This window comes from Luteimicrobium album, from assembly GCF_030161555.1.
In the GTDB taxonomy this organism is placed as follows: Bacteria; Actinomycetota; Actinomycetes; order Actinomycetales; family Cellulomonadaceae; genus Luteimicrobium; species Luteimicrobium album.
Genome location: NZ_BSUK01000001.1, coordinates 1049135 through 1071918, shown reverse-complemented (window position 1 = coordinate 1071918; position 22784 = coordinate 1049135). Strand labels below are relative to the sequence as shown.

Here is a 22784-nt window from a genome sequence, read left to right as displayed (position 1 = left end):
GCGAGCCTCACATGCTCAACCGTCTCCGTTGCGCCGCCAGATGTCGGCGCTGAGCGCCGTCGCGAACGTGCACCACGCCGCGTAGGGGGCGAGCGCCCAGCCGTGCGCGCGGTCGGCGGCCGCGGCGCGGCGGGCCAGGTCAGCTGAGCTCGCGGCGAGCGCCAGCGCACCGACGGTTGCCACCGACGGTCGTCGGGCACGGAAGAACAGAACCGTCCAGCCGGCGTTCGCCGCGAGGTTCAGGCCGAGCGCGAGCCCGAAACGACGCGCGTGCGTGGGTCGGTGCGTCGGAGCCTCGTCAGCGTGGCCGCCGACGTGACGGCGATGTCGAGGTACAGGGTCGTCCACACGACCGGGAAGGCGAGGCGGGGCGGCTGCCACGGCGGCAGCTCGCGCCGGCGGTACCACCGGCTTTCGACGTCGGTCGCGAGGCTCCCGGTGACAGCCGTCGCGAGCGTCGCCGCGCTCGTGGCGGCGAGCACGGGCGGCGAGGAGGAAAAGCGTCGGACGAGATCGCGGACCGTCATCGTCCCGACGCTAGCGCCGCCGCCGTTCTAGGCATCCTCGTCAGGTGAATCGTCCGTCTCCAGGTGGCGCGGCACTGCGGGCCGCGTTCGATGGGGCGCAGGCGCTAGGACGTCGTCAAAAGGCTCCCCGGCCGGATCGTCGTGCTCGACGGCGGGTGGATCTGTGAGGAGGGCACGCGCGACGAGCTCGTCGACGGCGAGGGCCTGTACGCCTCGCTGTTCGCGCTCCAGGCAGACGCTCACCGCGGAGTCCCCGACCGGCCCTTGCGATCGACGTAGTCGAATGCGCTACGTCCGAACGGGCGGTCGGAGTGATGGAGGTGTCAGTGGCCGAGCGCAGGAACAGCCCGGTGTCGGTCCGGTTGTCGGGCGGCGAGCATGGAGCGCTCGACGCTCTGGCCCCGGAAGGTGCCTCGTGGGTATAGCTACGCCGACCATCTGCCTTACGACACCCCGGAGTCCCTCGACGAGCTGCAGGGCCCGACGTCGGGGGAGGTCCGGCTGCCGCCGCCGATCGACACGAGCCTCGACCCGACCTACGCGCTGTCCGACCCCGGTGCGGCTTCGATGGCTATACACGCGGGTGCTGCGGGAGGGGAGCGTCGCGCAGCAACGGGAGTACATCGATGGCAAGACACTGTCTCGGGTGTGGGGGAGCTCAAGCTGCCGGCCCGCTGTCGAGCGATCTGGGAAGCCAAGTTTCCGCTGCTTCGTTCGGCGGTTCCTCGGTGAAGCCGTTCCATCGCCGGCTCGCGGAGCTCGGGTTGGCGGCGACGCAGCGGTTCGGCTTCGCGCTTGCAAGCGGTGACAACAGGTGCGCCGAGATGGTCCCCCTGACGGACGATTTCGACAGCTGGAGCTTCGGGCGAGGGCGCGCCTATTTCACCCCTTGCGTCGCGAATCTCTCTCTATCCGACTGTTGCCCGCGGCGCTAGGCTCCGTCCGAGCAGCCCTTTCAACGGTGAGGTGGTGCAGGGTGGAGATCGGCGAGCGGCTGGCGTCACTGGCGGCGAAGATTCAGCAGCAGAAGTCGACGATCGGCACGGAAGAGGCGACGAAGAATGCCTTCGTCATGCCCTTCATCTCGTTGGTCCTTGGGTACGACGTCTTCGATCCGAACGAAGTCGTTCCTGAGTTCACGGCAGATGTCGGTACCAAGAAGGGCGAGAAGGTCGACTATGCGATCGTCAAGGACGGCGAGCTCCAGATCCTCATCGAGGTGAAGACGATCGGGTCGGCGTTGAGCGTCAACCACGCATCCCAACTCTTCCGCTACTTCGCGACCACCAACGCGAGGATCGCGATCCTGACGAACGGACAGACCTACCACTTCTTCACCGATCTCGAGCGGCCGAATCGGATGGACGAGAAGCCCTTCCTCCAACTCGACCTGCTCGATCTCGACGAGATGTTAATTCCCGAGGTGCAGAAGCTGACCAAGGATGCGTTCGATCTTGATTCGGTTGTGAACGCTGCCGAGGAGCTCAAGTACATCGGGGACCTGAAGCGCGCACTCGCTGCGCAGTTCAGGGACCCGGACGACGAGTGGATCAAGGGCCTCACGAATCGGGTCTACGACGGCTCCTTCACGCAGAGGGTCCGAGAGCAGTTCCGCATGCTCGTGGGCAAGGCGATGAAGCAGTTCCTCGCGGACCAGGTCAACGACAGGATCAAGGCCGCCCTCGGTGGCCAGGCCTACACAGAGGCGGCTGCAGCGCCCTTGACTGGCGAGGAGGCTGCTGGTGAGAGCGTCGCCCGCGCTGCCGATGGTCGCGACGAGAGAGGAATCGAAACCACCCTCGAAGAGGTGGAGGGCTACCAGATCGTCCGCGCGATCGCATGCAGCGAGGTCCCGCCGGCCCGGATCGTCGCGCGCGACACCAAGAGCTACATGGGCATCCTGCTCGACGACAACAACCGCAAGCCTCTGGCGCGGCTGCACTTCAACACGGGCCAGAAGTACCTCGGCCTGTTCGACGAGCAGAAGAACGAGACCCGCCACCCCATCGAGTCACTCGACGAGATCTACGCCTTCGCGGAGCAGATCCGCAAGGCCGCCCACTACTACGACTGACCAGGTTCAGCGGTCGTCGTCGGTAGATTCCGAGAGCTGCGGCGCAGCGAACCCCTCACCGTGACGCAGGAGGCTCGCCCGACGCACGCTCCCGGAGCCGAAGCGTTCAGCGACCTGGTCGACGGCGACGTCGAGCCCGTGCGTCTCCCGGCGGCTGCCGTCGACCGGGCGCGGCGGGCTCGCGCCCGTCCCGGCCACCCCGCGGAGGTCGAGGGGAGCGCGGGCTGGACGACGTCGTCGGAGGCCAGGTTCGTGAGCGCGACCCCGACGAGCGTGAGCCCGCGTTCCTGCACCAGCGAGGCGACGCCGTCGAGCAGGAGGAGCGCAGCGGCGGCGAGGTCGTCGCCCGAGTCGGTCGCGTGCGGGAACGTGTGCGAGCGGGTCGCGCGCGTGTAGTCGTCGAACCGCAGCCGCAGGACGACGGTCCGGGCGATCCGGTGCGCCCCACGCATCCGCCGGCACACGCGGTCGACCAGCCCGAGCAGCGCGGCACGGACGAACCCCTCCCGGTGCGGGCCGCGCCCGAGCGCCCGCTGCGCCCCGATCGAGCCTCGGCGTCGGCCGGTCTCGACGCGCTCGGGTGTCATCCCGTGCACGACGGCGAACAGGTGCCGCCCGGCAGCCGGCCCGAGCATCGAACGGAGGGCGACGTCAGGCAGGGCGGCGATGTCACCGGCCGTGACGAGCCCGTATCGCCTCAGCTTCGCCGCCGTCACGGCGCCCACTCCCCAGAGCTGCTCGACGGGCAGCGGGTGGAGGAACGCGTCCTCGCCGTCGGGCTCGACGAGCAGCAGGCCGTCCGGCTTCGCCACCCGGCCGGCGACCTTCGCGAGGAACGGCGTCCGCGCGACGCCCACGGTGATGGCCAGCCCCACCTCGTCCCGGACCAGCGCCCGCAGCCGTGCGCCGATCTCGACGGGCGGCACGTCGATGTGCCGCAGGCCCGCGACGTCCAGGAACGCCTCGTCGATCGACACCCCTGGACCTCCGGGGTGGTGCGGTGGAACACGTCGAAGACCGCGCGGCTCGCCGTGGTGTACGCGTCGAAGCGAGGCCGGACCACGATCAGCCCCGGGCACAGGCCGCGCGCCTCGCGCAGCCCCATGGCCGTCCGAACCCCGGCCCGCTTGGCCTCGTACGAGCACGCGAGGACGACCCCACCGCCGACGGCGACCGGCCGCCCCCGCAGGCGCGGGTCGTCGCGCTGCTCGACGGACGCGTAGAACGCGTCGAGATCGGCGTGCAGCACGGCTGCCCGGCGGGCGGACTTCATAGAACATATGTTCGAACAGAGGGTGGCTCGACGTCCAGCCCGTCGCCGTGCACCGACAGGCCCGCATCTCGCGGCTGGCACCGCCCGCGCGTCCCGACGACGGCGCGCAAGAGGCCCCGCGCGATTTCACCCGCTCTCCGACGCGCACGCCCGCGAGGCGTGCGCGTGGATAGGGGAAGAGGGTCAGCGGGGGCCGGCCCGACAGGGAGGCACCATGACGCCGTCGGAACACCAGCGCCGGGCCGAAGAGGCGGACGCGATCCTCGATCTCGTCGCTGCGGTCGAGGCGGTCCGTGCGGGTCGTGACTCGGACGTGCGGTTCCTCGTCGGCGGGCGGCTGGACCCGACGTTCCACGACCTCCTCGTCTCGACGGTCGCGCGCGCCGTCGCGGCGGCCGACCGCCCGCTCCCGGTCGAGCTGGGTGGGCTGAGCGCGCACACCTGGGTCGAGGTGCGTCGTCGGGCGCGGGAGCACGCGGGGGAGATCGTGCGGATCCCGGGGGCCTCGTCGCACCTGCCGCGGCACGCAGTCGAGGTGGTGCCCGCGTCGGTCGACCCGATCCCCGTGCAGGCACGGAACGCGGAGCTCGTCGAGGCGTTCGGCGCACTCCTCGACGCGGACGACGCGGTGCACGGCCAGGGCCACTCGGCGCGGGTCCTCGCGACGGCCCGGGACATGGCGCTGCGCGCCGTCCTGCCCGCCTGAGGTCGTCGGGCCCGGCGTCGCCGGAACGCACACCCGCGTGTGAGAGGCTGCCGTGACGGGCGCACCGTCGCGCCCTGCCACCCCCGCAGGAAGAGCGCATGACGATCGACGACCGCCCCACCACCCCGCCCGCCGGGACGTCCGACGGCGCCCCCACACCCCCGCGCGCCCCGCGTCCGGTCGCACCGGCGATCGCGCGGTCGTGGCTCCTCGTCAACGCGCTGAGCGGGGACTACGAGGGTGCGGCCCGGTCGCGCGCCGACCAGGTGGTGCTCGACGTCGAGGACGCCGTCGACCCCTCGGCGAAGGCGGAGGCGCGAGAACGGGTCGTCGCATGGCTGGGCGACGGGGACGGTCACACGTGGGTGCGGATCAACGACCGGTCGACGGCGTTCTGGTCCGACGACGTCGACGCCCTCGCCGGGCTGCCCGGCCTGGCGGGCGTGATGCTCGCGAAGACCGAGGCCGCGCAGGACGTCACGGAGACCTTCGACCGGCTCGGGGGCCGCACCCCGGTGCTCGCGCTCGTCGAGTCGGCGCTCGGGATCGAGGAGGCGGTCCACATCGCGCAGGCGCGCGGGGCGTTCCGGCTCGCGTTCGGGTCGGGCGACTACCGCCGCGACACCGGCACCTCCGCCGACGACCTCGCGATGGCGTATCCGCGGTCGCGCCTCGTCGTCGCGAGCCGCATCGGCTCGCTGCCCGGCCCCATCGACGGCCCGACGACGTCCCGCAACCACCCCGTCGTGCGCGAGCAGTCGGGGGTCACGGTGTCGCTGGGGCTCACGGGCAAGCTCGTCCTCGACGTCGACCAGGTGCCCGTCGTCAACGAGGTCATCAGCCCGGCCCCCTCGGACGTGGCGTGGGCGCGCGACTTCCTGGCTGACTTCGAGGCCCGTGGCCGCGTGATCCGCGACGGGTCGGACCTGCCGCGGCTCGGCCGGGCGCAGAAGATCGACCGGCTCGCGCGCGCGTTCGGGGTCAACCCGAGCTGACGCGCGGCCGCCTCAGGCGCGGGTGAGCGCGTCCGACGACGGCGGCTCCGGGCTGTCGAGCCCGGCCTCCTCGTCCTGGGGTGCGTCCTCGAGCAGGTGGTCGGCGTCGAGGCCGGGGTCTGCGTCGTCGGGCACGTCGAGGTCGGGGACCGCCGCGTCGGCCGCGGCGTCGTCGGGCACGAGGTCGCCGGTCACCAGCCTGAGGTCGATGGGGTCGGGCGGGAGCGTGGTGCCGTCGGCGAGCACACCGTCGTCGGCGGGGACGCCGAGGGGTGGGACCAGGACTCCCGGCACGCCGGGCAGGAACGGCGGCAACGCCGAGACGGGGATCACCGGCGCGGGCGCGATCCCCTCGCCCGGCAGCACGGACGAGGGCGCGTCGAGCGCCCGCTGGATCGCCTCCACGAGCGACGACGGCCTCGAGATCGTCCCGTCGACCGTCGTACCGAACCGCCGTTGCAGCGCGCGGATGGTGACGCCGTCGAGCTGGCCGTCGACGGCGGTGCGGAGCCAGCGCTGCATCGCCACGACCAGCATCGAGCCGCCGGTGCCGACGCGCAGGGACGCGACGTTCGCGTTGGCGCGCAGCCGGACCTGGCCGGTGATGACGCCGTCGGCCGGGGTGCCGAACCGGCGTTGGAGCGCCGTCGTCGTGAGCGAGCCCCAGACCCCGGTCACCGGGATCCGGCGGTGGGGCGCGCCCGTGTGGACGCGGACGCCGTCGATGTCCTCGGTCCAGCCGAGGTAGGGACCGCGGAAGGCGTCGGCGAGGTGCTCGACGCTCGACCACAGGCTGATCGCCGCGCCGTTCGTGGACACGACCTTGCCGTTGCCGAGGGCGACCGCGACGTGCCGGTACGGCGACGGCGTCCGGAAGAACACGGGCACGACGGCGCCCCGGGGCGGGGCTGTCGTGTGCCGGTGGGTCGCGTGCTCCCAGGCGGAGACCGCGGACGGGTAGCGCGGGCCGACGTTGAACACGGTGCGCGTGAACTGGAGGCACAGACCGGCGTGGGGCATACGCCCGCCGACGCGCCCGAGCGCGAAGGTCTGTGCGGCGGGACCGGTGCGGACCATGGGTACACCTTCTCTCCGACGAGGGGCGTCGTCACCCCCATGGACGGAGGGAGGGCCGTGACCCCCGGTCGCGTACACAATGGACGGGCGGGAAGGTGTCCCGGCTTGTGCACCTTCCTACGGGGGTGAGAGAGCCCGGTGGCGTCGGCCTCTGGCGACCTCGATCCGGTCGATTCCAAAGTCAAAGTCGAACATCCGTTGCCGATGGTGCTCGACCTCGTAGCCGCATCCGGGATCAGGATCCCTCAGCCTCGCGACGAGATCGCTCAAGCGGTCGTAAGGCCCGAGGTAGCTCGCGATGTCCAGGCTGGCCTCGAACAGTCCGCTTGGTCCGAGATCCCATCCCTGGAACGACGAGCCTGCCACGGCCCAGTTCCAGGCGATGTCTTCAGGATCGGGCCAACCATGGGGAAAGTCCTTGTGGACGGCACGGTCCGCGAGCGAGGACTGCAAACGCGGAAGCTGCGTTCTGAGTTTGTCCTCGAGCTTGGCGCGAGCGCTGTCGAACTCCCAGCCGGAGGCGGTCCCGATCCCTCCAGAGCACTCGATGGCGAGACCCGTCCTCTCAGCGGGGTCGACGAGCACCACATCGAGGTCGCCGACCGAGGTGGCGCCGCGCCGCATCGCCACCTCGGTGCTGATGAGAATCGGTCCCCGCACGGTCTTCCTGAGCCCGGCCGCGAGCTTGGCTCCGTGATCGATCCGCTTGGCGAAGTCCCGACCGAAGTGCTTGGGGTTCTGTCCTGCCAGGCGCAGGATCACACGCTCGATGTCGTTCTCCGTGGCGAGGCCGTTCGGCATGATGCAAACTCCCCCTCACCCCTGATAAGGGGAAGATGCCGTAGTGAACCGCACTGGCTCTGTTGGAGGCTCCAGCCCTTTGAAACGAGGATGGAGTTATGCCGAAGGAGCACAAGCCTGGGAAGCCGACGACGCGTCGGTACAGCCAGGAGGAGAAGGATGCTGCGGTCCGGATGGTCCGTACGCTGCGGGCTGAGCTTGGGGTCGAGCACGGCACGGTCCAGCGGGTCGCACAGCAGCTCGGCTACGGGGTGGAGTCGGTGCGCTCGTGGGTCAAGCAGGCCGACATCGACGCCGGTGTGAAGCCTGGCGTGAGCAGCGAAGCAGGCGATCGGATCGCGGCCTTGGAGCAGGAGAACCGCGAGCTGCGCCGGGCCAACGAGATCTTGAAGCGGGCCGCGTCTTTCTTCGGGGCGGAGCTCGACCGCCAGCACAAGAGGTAGTCGCGTTCATCGACGCGAACCGTCACGACGTTGTCGAAGGCACGGTGCTCGGAGTCGAGCCCATCTGCACGGTCCTACGCGCTGCGGGGATCCAGGTGGCTGCGAGCACCTACTACGCCACGAAGAGCAGGCCGCCTTCGGCCCGGGCGGTGCGTGACGCGAAGCTACGCCCGCTGCTGCGCCAGCTGTGGCACGACAACTTTCGGGTCTACGGGGCCAGGAAGCTGTGGAAGGCCGCCCGGCGTGCCGGCCACGATATCGGCCGTGACCAGGTCGCCCGGCTGATGCGGGCCGAGGGCATCGAAGGCGCTCGACGGACCAGGCGGGTCAAGACCACCCGGCCGGACCCGACCGCTGCCCGGCACCCGGATCTGGTCAAACGGGACTTCACCGCCACCGGCCCGAACCAGCTGTGGGTGACCGACCTGACCTATGTCCCGACGTTCGCCGGCATCGCCTATGTGTGCTTCATCATCGACGCCTACTCGCGGATGATCGTGGGCTGGCGGTGCGCCTCGACGATGCGGACCGAGACCGTGCTGGACGCGATCGAGATGGCCCGCTGGTCCCGCGGCACGAACCTGCCCGGGCTGCGGTGTCACAGCGACGCCGGGTCGCAGTTCACCTCGCTGCGCTACGGCGAGCGGCTGGCCGAGATCGGCGCGACGCCCTCGATCGGAACCGTGGGCGACAGCTACGACAATGCCCTGGCCGAGACCGTCAACGGCTACTACAAGGCTGAGCTGATCCGCGGCCCTGCTCGCACGGGGCCCTGGCGCACCGTCGAGGACGTCGAACTGGCGACCTTGTCCTGGGTCTACTGGCACAACAGCCAGCGGCTGCACGGCTACCTTGGCGACGTCCCGCCTACCGAGTTCGAGGAGGCGTTCTACGCTACCCAGCAGGGCCCCAACGCCCTGGCCGAAATCAAATAGATCGAGCCTCTACAGAAGCCAGTGCGGTTCATAGTCCGTCGCTGGTGAAGCTGTGTTGATCCGAGCGCACTTCTCACGACCGTAGGTCAGCAGCTCGACCGCGCGCGACACTTCACTGAACGTGCCGGCGTCGCGGAAGTGCCTCATAGTCGCCCGTGCCAGCGCCTCGGGCGAGACTCGGACGCACGTCCGATGCGGGAAGCGCAGGGCGAGTGCGACGAGATCACGGGCGGCCGCCGTCGCGTACAACGAGTGCCACACTCGCAGGATCGCTCGCACGGGAACGTCCTGAATTCTGTCGGCCGGGTCGACGACCTCTAGCCGGAAGGGGAGGGTGCGTCCCGCAGGGCGGCAGCCACAGTGACTTCTGCATTCTGGAACTCCCTTGCTTTGTACGCCCGGTGCTCGGACATAGGCAGACGCTGCAGGCCGCGATCGAGGCGCTCGATCTCCGAGCGCGCACGATCGGGCAATGCGGGGATGGCCCGGTTCTCCGACCATCCGGCCTCGGTCAGGACCGTGTCCAGGACGAAGGCGGTGATACGCCGCGGGCGGAGTACCTCGACACAATCGTCGACGACGTTGAGCGTGTAGCCGTACCAGCGGGGGAACCACCGGGCTGCGAGTTGGAGCTCGATGAAGTCGAACGCCGCATGGACGACCGCTTCGGGCCCTTGGCGCCGCGCGACCCCGCAGGGCCGTGGAAAACGCCATGCCCATTCGCAGAGGAGGCCGATCACATCGAGCCAGAGCATCCTGCTGACGCCGTGCTCGCCGAGGTCTTCCCCGCAATCCGCGTGGTGTCGAAAGCGCTCAAGGTCCGCGCAGTCGATCAGTTCGGCGAGATGGTCAGCCTCATCTCGCCAGAACGGCTGTCGAGCAACCCAGCGTTCTGCTCGGCGGAGCACCTTTTGGGCATTGTCTTCGTCCCCTGCCATGTGACCGCACCCTACTGACTGCCCCGGACACGGGCAGGAGATTGACAGGGTCTTCTTGTGCGTGGGCCGTGTCCGGGCGGCTCAGGGGCGGCTGCCGCCGCCGCTGAACCCGCCCGGGAAGCCGCCGCTGAACCCTCCCGGTACCTGGCCCGTGCGGCCCTGGCTGCCGCCCAGCCCGCTCAGCCCGTTGGAGCTCGAGTCGTCGGACCCGCTCGTGACGTCCTTGGTCAGGTCCGCGAGGATCACGGTGTCGCCCTTCTCCAGGCCCGACGTGATCTGCGTGACGTCGCTCCCGACCGCACCGACCTCGACCGCGACGGTCGTGGCCTTCCCGTCCTCGAGCACCTGCGCGGTGTGCTTCGTCCCGGAGACGGTGACCGCCGACGTCGGGACGACCGTCGCGTCCTTCGCGGCGGCGACCGCGATGTCGAGCTGGGCGGACGAACCGTCGTAGAGCTTCTTCGACGCGTCGTCCAGAGTGATCGACACCGTGTACGACGGGGTGGACGTCTCGGACTGGTTCACGACGCCGATGCTGCTGACCGTGCCGCCGAGCTTCTTGCTCGCGCCGACGACGCTGACGTCGGCCGTCTGGCCCGTCTTGAGCAGGTTCACCTTGGTCAGCGGGACGGTCGCGTCGACGACGTACCCGTTCTTGCCGACCACCGTGACGACCGCGCTCGACGACGACGCCGAGACCGCGTCGCCCTTGGCGATCGCGACCTTGGCGACCGTCCCGGCGATCCGGGACGTGAGCTGGTAGCGCTGGCGGTCGTCCTTGGCGATCGCGACCTTCGACTTCGCGAGGTCGACCTCGGCCTGGTCGGCCAGGATCTGCTCGGCGGTGATGGTCTTGGTCGCCGACGACTGGCCGCCCGCGCCGGACAGGCCCGAGCCGTTGCCGCCGCTGCCACCACCGGTGGCGCCGGCCCCGGTCGAGCCGGAGCCCGACGGCCTGCCGGACCCTGTCGAGCCCGACCCGGACGTCGTACCGGAGCCGGTGGAACCGGACGGTGCCCCCGAGCCCGATCCGGACGGCATCCCGGAGCCCGAGCCGGACGGCGTGCCCGAGTCCTTCGAACCGGAGCCTGACGCCGTGCCGGAGCCCGAACCCTTCGAGCCCGAGCCGGACGCCGTGCCGGAACCGGACGGCGTACCCGCGCCCGACGAGCCGGAGCCGGAGCCCGTGGAGCCCGTGCCCGCTGCGGCGACGGCCTTCTGCAGCGCTGCGACCGCGTCGTCCAGGTCGGTCGCGAGCGTCAGGAGCTTCTGCTGCGCGGCGTCGACGGCCTGCTGGTCCGCCAGGACACCCTTGACGGCGTCCTGGCAGTCCGCGAGCGCGTCCGCGAGGTCGCTGTCCGCGTCGGACGTGCCGTCCGTCGGGGTCGATGTCGGGGTCGACGTCGACGTCGAGCCGGACGACGTCGTGCCCGCGAGGAACGTGGCGCACGTGTCGCCGGACGCCGTGATGCCGTCCGAGCTCGCGGAGAGCGCCTGCTTCACGGTGTCGTACTGGGCGAGCAGGGCGTCCTGCGCGTCCTGGACCTTCTTCTTGGCGGCCTCCACCGTGTCGGTGTCGCTGCTCGCGGCGGCGACGGTCGTCGTGCTGGCGACGGTCGTCACGTAGGCCATGGTCGAGGTCGCCGTGCCCTGGGCCGCCGTCGTGCCGGACGAGCCCGACCCGGAGGGCGCCGTATATGCGGCGCCCTCCGCCGACGTGCTCGAGGACGAGCTCGAGCTGGAGCTCGAGCTCGACTGCGCGTCGAGGTCGTCCGCGAGCTGCTGCTGGGCGCTCGTGAGCGAGTCCTCGGCGTCGTCGACGGCGTCGTCCAGGTCGGACGTGTCGAGCGTCGCGAGCACCTGCCCGGCCTTGACCGTGTCCCCGACGGACACCTTGATCGTGCCGACGGTGCCGGCCACCGAGAACGCGGCGTCGTCGCGCGACGCGGAGGCCACCGTCCCGGTGGCCGAGATGGTCTGGTTCACGGTGCCCGTGGAGACGCTGGTGGTGCGGTAGTGCGTGTCGTCGCCGCGCGTGAACGCGTAGGCGCCTCCCGCCACCGCGACGAGCGCGACGGTCGTGATGCCGCCGACGATCACGCGACGACGGCGGGCCCGACGACGCTTGGAGCGGGCGCTGCTCGAGCGGGCGTGCCCGGGGAGGACGGCTCGAGCTCGTGGGGTGCGACGGACTGGACGTCAGGCATCGCTGCCGCCCTGACCGCCCTGACCGCCCTCGCCACGCTCTCCGCCCCGGAACCCGCCGAACCCGCCGAACCCGCTCGAGCAGCCGTCGTCGCCCTTGGTGCTGAGCGCGATGGTCGTGGCGGCCACGGTGCCCTTGTCGTCGGTCTTGCCCTGCGCGGTGAGGCACAGCCCGACCTTGATCGCGGACGTCTTCGCCGTCGTGGTGACGGTGTAGGTCGTCGACGAGTCGACGGTGACGTCACGGTCCGTCGTGGTGGCGTCCTGGCCGAATCCCGTCTGCTCGACCGTGAACCCCGAGCCCGAGACGGACTTCACCTTGCCCGTCGCGAACCCGTCGAACCCGCCGGCCCCGCGACCGCGGCCGGTGGCGCCCGACGGCAGGTCCGTCGGCATCCCGGACGGCAGGTCGGTCGGCATGCCCTGCGGACGCTCGCCTGTCCCGCCGGTCGGTGCGCCGGACGGCCGCTGGCCGCCGAAGCCGCCGAACCCGCCTCCCGTGCAGTCGCCCGAGGTGGACTGGACGACGACGGTCGCGGCGGTGATCGGGCCGTCCGCCGAGGCCGACGCGTCGCCGCCCGAGGACGCGTCGTTGCTCGACGACGTCACGAGGACGCACGAGCCGACCTTGACGTTCGCGAGCTTGCCCGCGACCTGCTGGGTGACCTTCGTGGACGACGTCCACGACACGGCGGTCTGGGAGTCCGTGGACTGGACCTGCGCCGTCGTGCCGGACACGGCGGCGATCTCGCCGGACGTGCCCGGGCGCTGACCCGAGCCCCGCCCGGCGCCCTGGCCGCCCTCACCCTGCTGGCCGCCCTCGCCCTGCTGGGCGCCCTGCTGGCCCTGGCCGGCGTCGGCCTGCGTGCTGCCGCCCGACCCGGACCCCGAGGAGCACGCGGCGAGGGACAGTGCGACTGCCGCGACGACGCCCGTCGCGGCGAGCACCAGCGAGGGCCGTGCGGCCCTCGGGCGAGAGGTGGGTCGAACGGTTGACATGGCAGCTCCCGAAGGGATGGAGTCGGTGGGGACGTGGTGGGAGGGGCGGGTCATCACTCGCTCCTCAGGGCGTCGATCGGCGCGAGGCGCGCCGCGCGGACCGCGGGGTAGACGCCGAACACGAGGCCGATGCCGACGGCGATCACGATCGAGCCGACGACGGCCGTGGGGGAGACGATGATCGACGAGTCGAGGACGCTCGGCAGGAGCTTCGCGGAGGCGATGCCCAGCGCCGCGCCGATGAGGCCGCCGCCCAGGCCGAGGACGGACGCCTCCGTCAGGAACTGGCGTCGGATCGCGACGGGCGGGGCGCCGAGGGCCTTGCGCAGGCCGATCTCCCGGGTCCGCTCGGTGACGGACACGAGCATGATGTTCATGACCCCGATCCCGCCCACGAGCAGGGACAGGGCCGCGATCCCGGTGAGCAGCACGGTGAGCGTCCGGTAGACCGACGTCGCGGTCGAGACGAGCGCGTCCTGGCTGCTGACCGTGAAGTCCGCGTCGTCCGCGTCGGTGATGCCGTGCAGGTTGAGCAGCAGGTTCTGCGTCTCCTGGTAGGCGGCCGAGATCTCGTCCGTGCCGACGGCCTTGACGTAGACGGTCGACACGGCGGTGCGGCTCGTGCCGCCGACGATCGTGTTCTGCATCGTGCTCATGGGCACCACGGCGGTGTCGTCGAGGTTGTCCGACGTGCTCGAGCCGGCCGACTCGAGGACCCCGACGACGGTGAACGTGACGTCGTTGATCGTGAGCGTCCGGCCGACGGCGCGCGGGCTGCCGAACAGCTCCGTGGCGGTCTCGGAGCCCAGCACGACGTTGGTCGTGCGGTCGTTCTCGTCGGCCGCGTTCAGGAAGCGGCCCTCGGAGACGGTCCGCGACCGGACGTCGAGCCACGAGGTCGACGTGCCGACGACCGTCGTCGTCCAGTTGGTGTCGCCGTTGACGAGCGACTCCGACGCCGACTTCTCGGCGGCGACGGCCTCGACGTCGGGCGCGGCCGTCTTCGAGGAGAGGGCGTCGGCGTCGGACGTCGTAAGCGTCGTCGACGACCCGAACCCGCCGCGGATGCCCGCGCTCGACGTCGTCGAACCGGGCGACACGATGAGCAGGTTGGACCCGAGCGAGCTGATGGACGCGCTCACGTCCTTCTGCGTGCCGAGCCCGAGGCCGACCGTGAGGATGACGGCGGCGATGCCGATGAGGATGCCGAGGACCGTCAGCAGCGAGCGCATCGAGTGCGCGCGGATCGCGTGCCAGCCGGTCGCGAGGGTCTCGCCCCAGCTCATCGGATCTCCTGGGTGTCGTCGTCGTGCGAGGTGGGGTGGTGGAGGTAGCCGCGGTCGTCGTGCAGGGCCGACGCCGGCCCGTCGCCCTGGATCAGGCCGTCGCGCACCCGCACGACCCGGCGGGCGCGCTCGGCGACCTCGGGCTCGTGCGTGATGAGGACGATCGTTCGGCCCTGGGCGTGGAGCTCGTCGAACAGGGCGAGCACGTCCTCGGTCGAGGACGTGTCCAGGTTGCCGGTGGGCTCGTCCGCGAGGATCAGCGCCGGCTCGCCGACCAGCGCGCGTGCGACGGCGACGCGCTGCTGCTGCCCGCCCGAGAGCTCGCCCGGACGGTTGTCGAGCCGGTCGCCCAGCCCGACCCGCTCGAGGGCGAGCGCCGCGCGCTCGCGCCGCTCGTGCCGCGGCACGCCGCGGTACATGAGCGGGAGCTCGACGTTGCGCCACGAGGCCAGCGACGGCAGCAGGTGGAACTGCTGGAAGACGAAGCCGATCTCCTCGTTGCGGATCTGGGCGAGCTCGACCTCGTCGAGGTCGCCCACGTCATGGCCGGCGAGCCGGTACGAGCCGGACGTGAGCACGTCGAGGCAGCCGAGGACGTTCATGAGCGTCGACTTGCCGGAACCCGACGGGCCCATGATCGCGACGTACTCGCCGCGCTCGATCCGCACGTCCACGCCGCGGAGCGCCTCGAAGGTGATGGAACCGGTGGTGTAGGTCTTGCGGCCGGCGCGCAGGTCGATGACGGGCGGCGTCGCGGACGCGGCCGAGGCCGAGGGGCCGGTGAGCGTGGCGGTCACTGGCCGCCTCCCCGCGGGAAGTCGAAGCCCGCCGGCGGGCCGCCCTGGTCACCGCTGCTCCCGCTCCGGCTGCCGTAGCCGCCGTAGCCGCGGCCGCCGCCCTCGCCGCCGCCGAAGCCCGGGAACTCGCCGTTCTGCTGGTTGCCGCTCCGGCCGGACGTGCCGCCCGGCGTGATGACGGTCTGCGTGTACTGGATCTTCTGGCCCTCGGTGAGGCCCTTCGTGATCTCGACGTTCTGGCCGCTCGTCTCGCCGACGGTGACGGTCGTCTTCGTGGTCTTCCCGTCGTCGCCGACGACCAGGACGGTAGACGTCCCGTCGGTCGTCGTGACCGCGGCCGACGGCACGGAGAGCACGTCGCTGCGCCGCTCGTAGACGATCTTCGCGGTCACGGAGACGCCGTCGTGCAGGCCCTTGGGGGAACCCGTGACCTTGACGGTGACCGGGTACGTCGCGGAGCCGGAGCTCGTCGAGGGGAGCAGGCCGACCGACGACACGGTGCCGTAGACGGTGTCGGACAGGTCGTCGCCCGTGAGCTCGACCTGGTCTCCCTTGGCGACGTTCTCGACGTCGTCCTCGCCGACGTTGACGTCGACCTCCCACGAGCTGGTGCCCACGATGGTGAACTGCGCCGTCGAGGACGAGCTGCTGCTCGAGGAGCTGCTCGACGACCCGTTGCCGCCGAGGCCGCCCGCACCGGAGCCGGTCGCACCCGAGCCCCGGAACCGGAGGAGGCGGCGGACGAGCTGCTCGACGACCCGGTGACGGCGTCACCCTTGGCGATGTTGACCGCGGTGACGAGGCCGGCTGCCGGCGCCTTGAGGGTCGCTGCGGCCATGGCGTCCTCGGCGTCGTCCTCGGACGCCTGCGCGACCTTGACGGCCGCCTCCTTGGCGTCGACCTGCTGCTCGGCGGCGTCGCTGCCGTCGTTCGCGTCCTCCGCGGACGCCAGGTCGGCCTTCGCGGTCGCGAGGTCCGCCTTGGCGGACAGCAGGTTCGCCTGGAGCTGGAGAGTGTCGATGGTGGCGAGGACGTCGCCCTTCTTGACCGTGTCGCCCTCCGCGACCTTCACCGACGTGACGGTGCCGGACGCCGCGAAGCTCACGTCCTCGTCGACGGTCGGCGTGAGCGACCCGGACGCGGAGACGGACTTCTCGAACGTGGACGTCCCGACGGTCGCGGTCTGCGTGACCTGCTTGATGCTCGGTGACGCGGACGCCTCGTCCGAGGGACGCAGGACGAGCCAGCAGACGACGGCGGCGGCGACGAGGATCGCGGCGACGATCCCGACGGTGAGTGCCCGGCTCCCTGGCCGGGCCCAGACGCGGTGGATGACGGCTCCCATGATCTCCCTCGGGCGGTCGAACGGCCCGGGAGCGGTCGTCCCGGGCGGACTGACCGTAGAGAAGGGCTCTGGAGCACCACTGTCGTGTACCTGTCTGCCACCTGTGCGCCCCTGCGGGGCGGTGGGAGCCTGGGAGGCATGGGCTACCGGATCAAGCGCGTCTACGAGGCCCCGGCCGACGACGACGGGTACCGCGTCCTCGTCGACCGGCTCTGGCCGCGCGGCGTGAGCAAGGAGAAGGCGGACCTCGACGAGTGGGACAAGGACATCGCGCCGTCGGACGAGCTGCTGCGCCGCTGGTACGGGCACGACCCGGCGAAGTTCGACGAGTTCGCCGAGCGGTTACGGGCCGAGCTGGACGCCCGGCCGGACGCCGTCGAGCACGCGCTCGCCTGGGGTGCCGGGCACCCGACGGTGACGCTCCTGTTCGGCGCCCACGACCCGGCGACCGCGAACGCGACCGTGCTCCGGGACTACCTCGAGGCGAAGTCGTCCGGCTCCTGACGGTCTCGGGTGCTCTGCCGGGAGCGACCGGCTTCGTCCAGGATGCGTAGCACCCGGGCTCGTGTGAGGGTCGCTCAGGCCGTCGCACAGCGCGGCGGCGTCGAGAGGAGGGCCCTCGTGCCTCTGTGGTTGATCATCCTGATCGTCGGTGTCGTGCTCGTGATCCTCGGGTTCCCGCTGGGTCACCTGCTGCTGTGGATCGGGATCATCGTCCTGGTCGTGGCGATCATCCTGGGCTTCGTCGGGCGGGGCCGCTGCCGCACCTGACACCCTGCACACACGACGGCGCCCCCTCCACCCGCAAAGGTGGAGGGGGCGCCGTCGTGTGTGTGCGGCGTGGGTCAGCCGGCCGCGACCGCGCCCTCGGCCGGCAGCGCGTCCTTCTTGGCGTTGATGAGGAAGATCGACACCAGGAGGCCGATGGCGAAGAGCATCGCGCCCCAGAAGTACCCGGTGTGGAACCCGTACACGCTGGCCGTGTGCTGGACCGCGAGGTCCTTCGGGTCGCTGCCGCCCTTGACGAGGTCGGTGAGCTTGGACGACGACGCCGAGATCGACAGCGTGCTGAGCAGCGCGAGCCCGAGCGAGCCGCCCACCTGCTGGGCGGTGTTGAGCAGCGCGGACGCGACGCCGGCGTCGTGCGGCTGGACGCCCACGAGCGCCGTCGACGACGCGGGGATGAACACGAGCGCCATGCCGAGGCTCATCACGATCATGGCAGGCAGGGCCGTGCTGACGTACGACGCGTCGGGGCTCGTCCGGATCAGCAGGAGCATGCCCGTGGTCGCGAGCGCGAGGCCCACGATCATGAGGGGCCGCGGGCCGAACCGGGGCAGGAGCCGCGACACGATGCCCGCCATGACGATGATCCCGAGGCTGAACGGGAGGAGCGCCAGGCCGGACTTGAGCGGCGACCAGGCCAGGACCTGCTGCAGGAAGAGGCTGAGGAAGAAGAACATCGCGAACAGCCCGGCGCCCACCAGCAGGAAGATCAGGTAGGACCCACCACGGTTGCGGTCGAGGGCGACGCGCATCGGCAGGAGCGGGTTCTTCACGCGGGTCTCCACGACGACGAACGCGACGAGCGCGACGACGGCGACCGCGAGGAGCGTGAGCACGAGCGAGTCGGTCCAGCCGACCGTCGTGACGCTGCCGTTCGGCAGGACCTTCTGCTTCGACGCCTCGGTGAACGCGTAGACGAGCGTTGCCAGCCCGACGATCGAGAGCGCCGCGCCCGGGATGTCGAGCTTGGTGTCGCCGTGTGCCTTCGACTCCGGCACGAGGCGAAGCGCGAAGAGCGCCGCGATGATCGCGACGGGGACGTTCACGTAGAGGCACCAGCGCCAGTCGAGGGAGTCGGTCAGGACCCCGCCGAGGATGAGGCCGACCGCGGACCCGCCGCCCGCGATCGCGCCGAACACGCCGAACGCCTTGGCGCGCTCGTGCGACTCGGTGAACATCACAGTGATCAGGGCGAGCGCCGCGGGCGCGAGCAGGGCGCCGAACGCGCCCTGGATGGCGCGGGCGCCGATGAGCATGCCCTCGTTCTGCGCGGCGCCGCCGAGCGCGGACGCCGCGGCGAATCCCAGGAGGCCGAGGAGGAAGATCCGCTTGCGGCCGGCGTAGTCGGCGATGCGTCCACCGAGGAGCAGCAGTCCGCCGAACGCCAGCGTGTAGGCCGTGACCACCCACTGAAGGTCCGACGAGGGGATGGCCAGGTCCTTCGCCGCGGACGGGAGGGCCACGTTCATGATGGAGGTGTCGAGGATGATCACGAGCTGGGCGGCGGCGATCACGGCGAGCGCGGCCCAGCGGCGCGGGTAGTTCGACAGCTCGGTGGGCGCCGTCCCCGTGTCGGGGGCGACGTGCTCGTCGACGGCCTTGACGCTTGCCGTCGGGGCGGGCTCCTCCAGGGAGCTCACCGATGGGTGCTCGGACACGCGTCCTCCAGGGACTCGTCATCGGGTGGGTAGCCGGCCGGGCGCCGTCGTGAAGGGACGGCGGAGAGGCGGTGAGGTTCCAGCACAGCAGCCGGTCGGGCGCACGTCAACAGTAAATGGAAACTGCCTCCGTTTGCTCGCAGCGAAGTGTTTTGGCAGGTCAACGGTTGGCGGTCGCGACGGTCGAGCCGACGGTCCCGGGTGGGCCTCTCCTCGAGAGACGGACCGGCCGGGTGAGACGTGACACGCCGCCGCGGGTGAGTTTCCCCGCCGACGACGGACGCCGCGGCGCCCGGGCCGGGCACCGCGGCGTCCGCGGTCGTCAGGGGGTCAGCGCGAGGCGAACCGGTCCGTGGCCTCGATGAGCTGGTGCAGCGTCCCGGGCTCGTCGAACGCGTGCCCGGCGTCGGGCACGATCACGAGCTCGGAGCCGGGCCAGGCCTGGTGGAGCTCCCACGCCGTGATCGGCGGGCACACGACGTCGTAGCGGCCCTGGACGATCACGCCCGGGATGTCGCGCAGCGCCGACGCCTCGTCGAGCAGCTGGCCCTCGCGGAAGAAGCCGTGGTGGACGAAGTAGTGGTTCTCGATCCGCGCGAACGCCGTCGCGTGGGCGGCCAGCGTCGACTCCTCGATCCGGTCCGGGTTCTCGAACAGCGACGACGTCGACGACTCCCACGTCGTCCACGCCTTGCCCGCGGGCACGTGGACCGTGGGGTCGGGGTCGAACAGGAGCCGGTGGTACGCGGCGATCCGGTCGCCGGGCGCGACGCCCGGGACCTGCTCGAGGAAGTCGGCGTAGCGCTCGGGGAAGAGCTGGCCGGCCGCGCCCTCGTAGTACCAGTCGAGCTCGCGGCGCTGCAGCGTGAAGATGCCGCGCAGCACGAGCTCGGTGACGCGCTCCGGGTAGGTCTCGGCGTACGAGAGCGCGAGCGTCGAGCCCCACGACCCGCCCAGCACGAGCCAGCGCTCGATGCCCAGGTGCTCGCGCAGCACCTCGAGGTCCTCGACGAGGTACCAGGTGGTGTTGGTGGCGAGGTCGGCGTCGGGCTCGCTCGCGTGCGGGATGCTGCGGCCGCAGCCCCGCTGGTCCACGAGGACGATCCGGTACTTCTCAGGGTCGAACAGGCGCCGGTGGGCGGGGTGGTGCCGCCGCCCGGGCCGCCGTGCAGGAACACCGCCGGCTTGCCGTCCGGGTTGCCCGACGTCTCCCAGTAGACCTGCTGCCCGTCGCCGACGTCGAGCATGCCGCTCGCGTACGGCTCGATCTCCGGGTACAGCCCGCGGAGGTCGTCGAGCGGGGTCGCGTCGCTCACGATCGCCACGACGTCAGAGCTCCGCGTGCGAGGAGTCGTGCAGCGTCGACTCGACCGCGTCGGCGCCGGGCGCGTGGATCCGCGCCGCGACCCGCTCGGCGCCTCGCGTGGCCGCGCGCTGCGCGATCGCCCCGACGGCGGCGGCGACGGCCGCGAACACGACGGCCGCGACCGCCGACACGTTCGGGTCCGCGGCGTTCTTCGGGGCCGACCCGGCGCGCTTCGCCCACACGGTACGGACGAGCTTCTGGGCCGCCCAGCCCGCACCCGCGGTGAGCACCGCCGTGAGGATCTGCGACGTCGCGGTCGGCTTGGGTTGGGGCTTCGGGTCGGCCACGGCTTGCCTCCGGTGGTGATGCGGGCTGTCGGTTCCCACCGTAGTGCCGACAGGGGCCTCAGGCGCGACCGCGGACCACGAGCGGTCCGGTCAGGTCCGACTCGACGCAGCCGCACGTCGTGCCGTAGATGATGTCGCACTCCACGTACCTCGTCCTCGGCTCCAGCTCCGGGCTCGCAGTGCGCTCGACGAGCAGTTGCATCGCCCGCGCCGTCATCGTCTCGACGGGCAGGATGGCCTGGGTCGGCATCACCGGAGAGATGTTCACGTCGCCGGTGCCGTCGAACGTCACGACGGCGACGTCCTTCGGGATGCGCAGTCCGAGCTGGGCGATCGCGGCCATCACACCCCAGTACATCCGGCTTCCGGTGGCGAACACGCCGAACGGTGGCTCGAGCGTGCGAAAGAGCGCCAAGGCGCCTGCGGTCGCATCCTCGATCGACAGATGTCCGTTCGACTCGTGCAAGGGAAGGCCCAGCTCGGTGACCGCCTCGACGAAGCCGCGCCGGCGTTCCATCACGCTCGATACCGTCGACTCGCCTCCGACCATCGCGAGCTCGGTCAGGCCGTGCGCCCCCGCCAGGTGCCGGGTCAGCTGCTGTGCCGCCTCGAAGTTCTGGACCAAGACGTGGTCGGCCTTGCCCTGCAACTCCTCGGTGGTGCGCTCGAGCACGACCACGGGAAGTCGGTGCGAGACGTCGATGAGCGAGGGCCCTCCGGCCGGAACGACGACGAGACCGTCGATCCGCTGCTGGCGGAAGAGGCGCAGGTATCGGTCCTCCTTCTCGGGGAGCTCGTCCGAGATTCCGAGCAGCATCGTCTGACCGGCGTTGGCGACCCGGGTCTCCATCGACTGCGTGAGCCGCGCGAAGAACCCGTTACGGATGTCCGGGACGACGAAGCCGAGGAACCCGGAGCGGTTGGTGCGCAGGGTGCGAGCGCGGCTGTCGCCGACGTAGCCGAGCTCGGCGGCGGTCCGCAGGACGAGCTGACGCATGGTCTCGGTGACGTACTGCTCGCCGTTGAGCACGCGTGAGACCGTCTTCACCGAGACCCCGGCCTGGGCTGCGACGTCGGACAGACGGACCGGGCGTCCGAAGCGCGCGGAGGTCGATTCGGGATCGGTCATGGGTGGATCCTAGTGAGTGAGCTTCCCAGGGCACGGTGTTGCCGGGTGGCCTCGGCGGGACCGGCGGGCCTTCGTCTCTCCCCGAGGGGGTAGACGGACGCACCGCCGGTCCGCGCCGTGAGGATCACGCCTGGACAGGACGGAAGGGCTCGAGGGCGTAGTCGCCCGTGTGGCCTGCCTGGCCGAAGATGCGCATGCGCTCCTCGAGGAGGGCCTGCATCCTCACGCGTCCGGCCCGTTCGGCCGGAGCCGGGTCGACCGTCATACCGTCCTCGTCGAGCGCGGTCCGCAGGGCAGCCATGTACGCCATGTGCGAGTCCATCCCCTGGTTGAGCTTGGTGACTCCGAGGGTCGTCGCGCGTGCCTTTTCGCTCTCCGGGACCCCCACGACTCGGGCAGCGTGCCGCCGTGCGCGTTGATGACCGTGCGGAGGTCCGCCGGAAGCGAGGAGGAGCCGTGCATGACGAGGTGGGTGTCGGGCACCCTGCGGGCGATCTCGGTGATGAGGTCCATGTGGAGGACCGTCCCGTCGGGCGGGCTCGTGAACTTGTAGGCGCCGTGCGACGTTCCGATGGCGACGGCGAGCGCGTCGACCCCCGTGAGGTTCACGAAGGACTCCGCCTGCTCCGGGTCGGCGAGAACGATCTCGGCATGCGCCGTGCCGTCTTCCGAGCCGCCGATGGTCCCCAGCTCGCCCTCGACGGACACGCCGCGGGCGTGCGCGTACTCGACGACCTCGACCGTGGCGGCGACGTTGTCCTCGAAGGTCGCCGGCTGATGGGTGACGCGGTCCAGGCTGCCGTCGATCATGACGCTGGAGAAGCCGGCGTCGATGGCCCGGCGGCACGTGTCGGGGTCGGGGCCGTGGTCGAGGTGGAGCACGGTCGGCACGTCCGGGTAGTGGTCGATCGTGCGCTGGAGCAACGACCAGAACAGTTCGTCACTGCCGTGCGCGGACGCGCCCGCGATCGTCTGGACGATCACGGGGGAGCCGGTCTCGCTCGCAGCGGTGAGGACGGCTTCCGTCTGGACCAGGTCCGTGACGTTGAAGGCGCCGATCCCGTAGCCGCCCGTACGTGCCTCGTCGAGCGCCCGGCGCAGCGTGATGAGTGTCATCTTCCTCTTCTCTGAGTGCCGCCGGGATGCTCGGGGAGCCT

Annotated in this window: 22 protein-coding genes and 5 pseudogenes; 7 read left to right on the top strand and 20 right to left on the bottom strand. The window is 71.1% G+C overall.

What is annotated here, in order from left to right:
* Positions 1-15: 15 nt before the first annotated feature.
* A complete protein-coding gene (locus tag QQK45_RS05445; protein WP_284292396.1) occupies positions 16-348 on the bottom strand; it encodes a tryptophan-rich sensory protein in 333 nt (110 codons plus the stop codon).
* Complete coding sequence (locus tag QQK45_RS05440; RefSeq protein WP_284292395.1) at positions 240-527, bottom strand: tryptophan-rich sensory protein; 288 nt, start codon at positions 525-527, stop codon at positions 240-242. Before QQK45_RS05440 ends, QQK45_RS05445 begins: the two co-directional genes overlap by 109 nt.
* Positions 528-668: 141 nt before the next feature.
* Between QQK45_RS05440 and QQK45_RS05435 the strand changes: the two genes are divergently transcribed.
* On the top strand, positions 669-806 hold the full coding sequence (locus QQK45_RS05435) for a hypothetical protein (RefSeq protein WP_284292394.1): 138 nt from the start codon (positions 669-671) through the stop codon (positions 804-806).
* A gap of 697 nt (positions 807-1503) precedes the next feature.
* Positions 1504-2601 (top strand): type I restriction endonuclease, encoded by a 1098-nt coding sequence (locus QQK45_RS05430; RefSeq protein WP_284292393.1) that lies wholly within the window; start codon positions 1504-1506, stop codon positions 2599-2601.
* Here QQK45_RS05430 and QQK45_RS05425 read toward each other — a convergent pair.
* Entirely contained in the window at positions 2592-3578 is a 987-nt protein-coding gene (locus tag QQK45_RS05425; protein ID WP_284292392.1) for a DinB/UmuC family translesion DNA polymerase, read from the bottom strand. The genes QQK45_RS05430 and QQK45_RS05425 overlap by 10 nt on opposite strands.
* Before the next feature lie 62 nt (positions 3579-3640).
* Positions 3641-3874: pseudogene (locus QQK45_RS05420) on the bottom strand (Y-family DNA polymerase); the annotation flags it as partial.
* 214 nt (positions 3875-4088) lie between these two features.
* Here QQK45_RS05420 and QQK45_RS05415 point away from each other — a divergent pair.
* Positions 4089-4580 (top strand): hypothetical protein, encoded by a 492-nt coding sequence (locus QQK45_RS05415; RefSeq protein WP_284292391.1) that lies wholly within the window; start codon positions 4089-4091, stop codon positions 4578-4580.
* A 98-nt stretch (positions 4581-4678) separates the two neighbouring features.
* Positions 4679-5575: an HpcH/HpaI aldolase/citrate lyase family protein gene (locus tag QQK45_RS05410; RefSeq protein WP_284292390.1), complete on the top strand. Its 897-nt coding sequence runs from the start codon at positions 4679-4681 to the stop codon at positions 5573-5575.
* 12 nt (positions 5576-5587) lie between these two features.
* On the opposite strand, the gene QQK45_RS05405 is transcribed toward QQK45_RS05410, so the two are convergent.
* Positions 5588-6652, bottom strand: coding sequence for a hypothetical protein (locus QQK45_RS05405; protein ID WP_284292389.1), 1065 nt, complete (start codon positions 6650-6652; stop codon positions 5588-5590).
* A 117-nt stretch (positions 6653-6769) separates the two neighbouring features.
* A complete protein-coding gene (locus tag QQK45_RS05400; protein ID WP_284292388.1) occupies positions 6770-7453 on the bottom strand; it encodes a hypothetical protein in 684 nt (227 codons plus the stop codon).
* A gap of 98 nt (positions 7454-7551) precedes the next feature.
* On the opposite strand from QQK45_RS05400, the gene QQK45_RS05395 reads away from it, so the two are divergent.
* Positions 7552-8831 (top strand): IS3 family transposase gene (locus tag QQK45_RS05395; RefSeq protein WP_284292387.1). Its coding sequence is split into 2 segments (ribosomal slippage): positions 7552-7855 and positions 7855-8831, totalling 1281 coding nucleotides; the frame shifts between segments, so codons are not numbered across the junction.
* Between the two features lie 317 nt (positions 8832-9148).
* On the opposite strand, the gene QQK45_RS05390 is transcribed toward QQK45_RS05395, so the two are convergent.
* The 8 genes and pseudogenes from QQK45_RS05390 to QQK45_RS22955 form a co-directional block, all read right to left on the bottom strand.
* Positions 9149-9769 (bottom strand): hypothetical protein, encoded by a 621-nt coding sequence (locus QQK45_RS05390; protein ID WP_284292386.1) that lies wholly within the window; start codon positions 9767-9769, stop codon positions 9149-9151.
* A gap of 81 nt (positions 9770-9850) precedes the next feature.
* On the bottom strand, positions 9851-11869 hold the full coding sequence (locus tag QQK45_RS05385; RefSeq protein WP_284292385.1) for an efflux RND transporter periplasmic adaptor subunit: 2019 nt from the start codon (positions 11867-11869) through the stop codon (positions 9851-9853).
* 99 nt (positions 11870-11968) lie between these two features.
* The gene (locus QQK45_RS05380; protein ID WP_284292384.1) at positions 11969-12973 is read right to left on the bottom strand and encodes a hypothetical protein; all 1005 of its coding nucleotides are present in this window, start codon (positions 12971-12973) and stop codon (positions 11969-11971) included.
* A 53-nt stretch (positions 12974-13026) separates the two neighbouring features.
* Complete coding sequence (locus QQK45_RS05375; protein ID WP_284292383.1) at positions 13027-14259, bottom strand: ABC transporter permease; 1233 nt, start codon at positions 14257-14259, stop codon at positions 13027-13029.
* A complete protein-coding gene (locus tag QQK45_RS05370; protein WP_284292382.1) occupies positions 14256-15056 on the bottom strand; it encodes an ABC transporter ATP-binding protein in 801 nt (266 codons plus the stop codon). The genes QQK45_RS05375 and QQK45_RS05370 overlap by 4 nt, the downstream gene beginning before the upstream one ends.
* Positions 15053-15448: a permuted SH3 domain-containing protein gene (locus QQK45_RS05365; RefSeq protein ID WP_284292381.1), complete on the bottom strand. Its 396-nt coding sequence runs from the start codon at positions 15446-15448 to the stop codon at positions 15053-15055. Before QQK45_RS05365 ends, QQK45_RS05370 begins: the two co-directional genes overlap by 4 nt.
* 45 nt (positions 15449-15493) lie before the next feature.
* A pseudogene (locus QQK45_RS22960) lies at positions 15494-15673 on the bottom strand (RND transporter); the annotation flags it as partial.
* Positions 15674-15861: 188 nt separating this feature from the next.
* Positions 15862-16401, bottom strand: a pseudogene (locus QQK45_RS22955) (efflux RND transporter periplasmic adaptor subunit); the annotation flags it as partial.
* 138 nt (positions 16402-16539) lie between these two features.
* Here QQK45_RS22955 and QQK45_RS05355 point away from each other — a divergent pair.
* Both QQK45_RS05355 and QQK45_RS05350 read left to right on the top strand, forming a co-directional pair.
* Positions 16540-16905 (top strand): DUF488 domain-containing protein, encoded by a 366-nt coding sequence (locus QQK45_RS05355; protein WP_284292379.1) that lies wholly within the window; start codon positions 16540-16542, stop codon positions 16903-16905.
* A 117-nt stretch (positions 16906-17022) separates the two neighbouring features.
* Complete coding sequence (locus tag QQK45_RS05350) at positions 17023-17172, top strand: hypothetical protein (RefSeq protein WP_284292378.1); 150 nt, start codon at positions 17023-17025, stop codon at positions 17170-17172.
* Positions 17173-17246: 74 nt separating this feature from the next.
* Here QQK45_RS05350 and QQK45_RS05345 read toward each other — a convergent pair whose 3' ends face one another.
* The 6 genes and pseudogenes from QQK45_RS05345 to QQK45_RS05320 form a co-directional block, all read right to left on the bottom strand.
* The gene (locus QQK45_RS05345) at positions 17247-18827 is read right to left on the bottom strand and encodes an MFS transporter (protein WP_284292377.1); all 1581 of its coding nucleotides are present in this window, start codon (positions 18825-18827) and stop codon (positions 17247-17249) included.
* 348 nt (positions 18828-19175) lie between these two features.
* Positions 19176-20092: pseudogene (pip, locus tag QQK45_RS05340) on the bottom strand (prolyl aminopeptidase).
* Positions 20093-20174: 82 nt separating this feature from the next.
* Entirely contained in the window at positions 20175-20498 is a 324-nt protein-coding gene (locus tag QQK45_RS05335) for a DUF4235 domain-containing protein (RefSeq protein WP_284292376.1), read from the bottom strand.
* A 58-nt stretch (positions 20499-20556) separates the two neighbouring features.
* Positions 20557-21627: a LacI family DNA-binding transcriptional regulator gene (locus tag QQK45_RS05330; RefSeq protein WP_284292375.1), complete on the bottom strand. Its 1071-nt coding sequence runs from the start codon at positions 21625-21627 to the stop codon at positions 20557-20559.
* A gap of 124 nt (positions 21628-21751) precedes the next feature.
* Positions 21752-22015 carry a class II fructose-bisphosphate aldolase gene (locus QQK45_RS05325; RefSeq protein WP_284292374.1) on the bottom strand — a complete coding sequence of 88 codons (264 nt, stop codon included), beginning with the start codon at positions 22013-22015 and terminating at the stop codon, positions 21752-21754.
* A 119-nt stretch (positions 22016-22134) separates the two neighbouring features.
* Positions 22135-22743: pseudogene (locus QQK45_RS05320) on the bottom strand (class II fructose-bisphosphate aldolase); the annotation flags it as partial.
* Between the last annotated feature and the right edge of the window lie 41 nt (positions 22744-22784).

Coding starts and splice junctions, on each gene's coding strand:
- QQK45_RS05375 (WP_284292383.1), bottom strand. CDS start 14,259: ATGAGCTGGGGCGAGACCCTCGCGACCGGCTGGCACGCGATCCGCGCG.
- QQK45_RS05355 (WP_284292379.1), top strand. CDS start 16,540: ATGGGCTACCGGATCAAGCGCGTCTACGAGGCCCCGGCCGACGACGAC.
- QQK45_RS05380 (WP_284292384.1), bottom strand. CDS start 12,973: ATGTCAACCGTTCGACCCACCTCTCGCCCGAGGGCCGCACGGCCCTCG.
- QQK45_RS05390 (WP_284292386.1), bottom strand. CDS start 9,769: ATGGCAGGGGACGAAGACAATGCCCAAAAGGTGCTCCGCCGAGCAGAA.
- QQK45_RS05405 (WP_284292389.1), bottom strand. CDS start 6,652: ATGGTCCGCACCGGTCCCGCCGCACAGACCTTCGCGCTCGGGCGCGTC.
- QQK45_RS05410 (WP_284292390.1), top strand. CDS start 4,679: ATGACGATCGACGACCGCCCCACCACCCCGCCCGCCGGGACGTCCGAC.
- QQK45_RS05400 (WP_284292388.1), bottom strand. CDS start 7,453: ATGCCGAACGGCCTCGCCACGGAGAACGACATCGAGCGTGTGATCCTG.
- QQK45_RS05415 (WP_284292391.1), top strand. CDS start 4,089: ATGACGCCGTCGGAACACCAGCGCCGGGCCGAAGAGGCGGACGCGATC.
- QQK45_RS05440 (WP_284292395.1), bottom strand. CDS start 527: ATGACGGTCCGCGATCTCGTCCGACGCTTTTCCTCCTCGCCGCCCGTG.
- QQK45_RS05330 (WP_284292375.1), bottom strand. CDS start 21,627: ATGACCGATCCCGAATCGACCTCCGCGCGCTTCGGACGCCCGGTCCGT.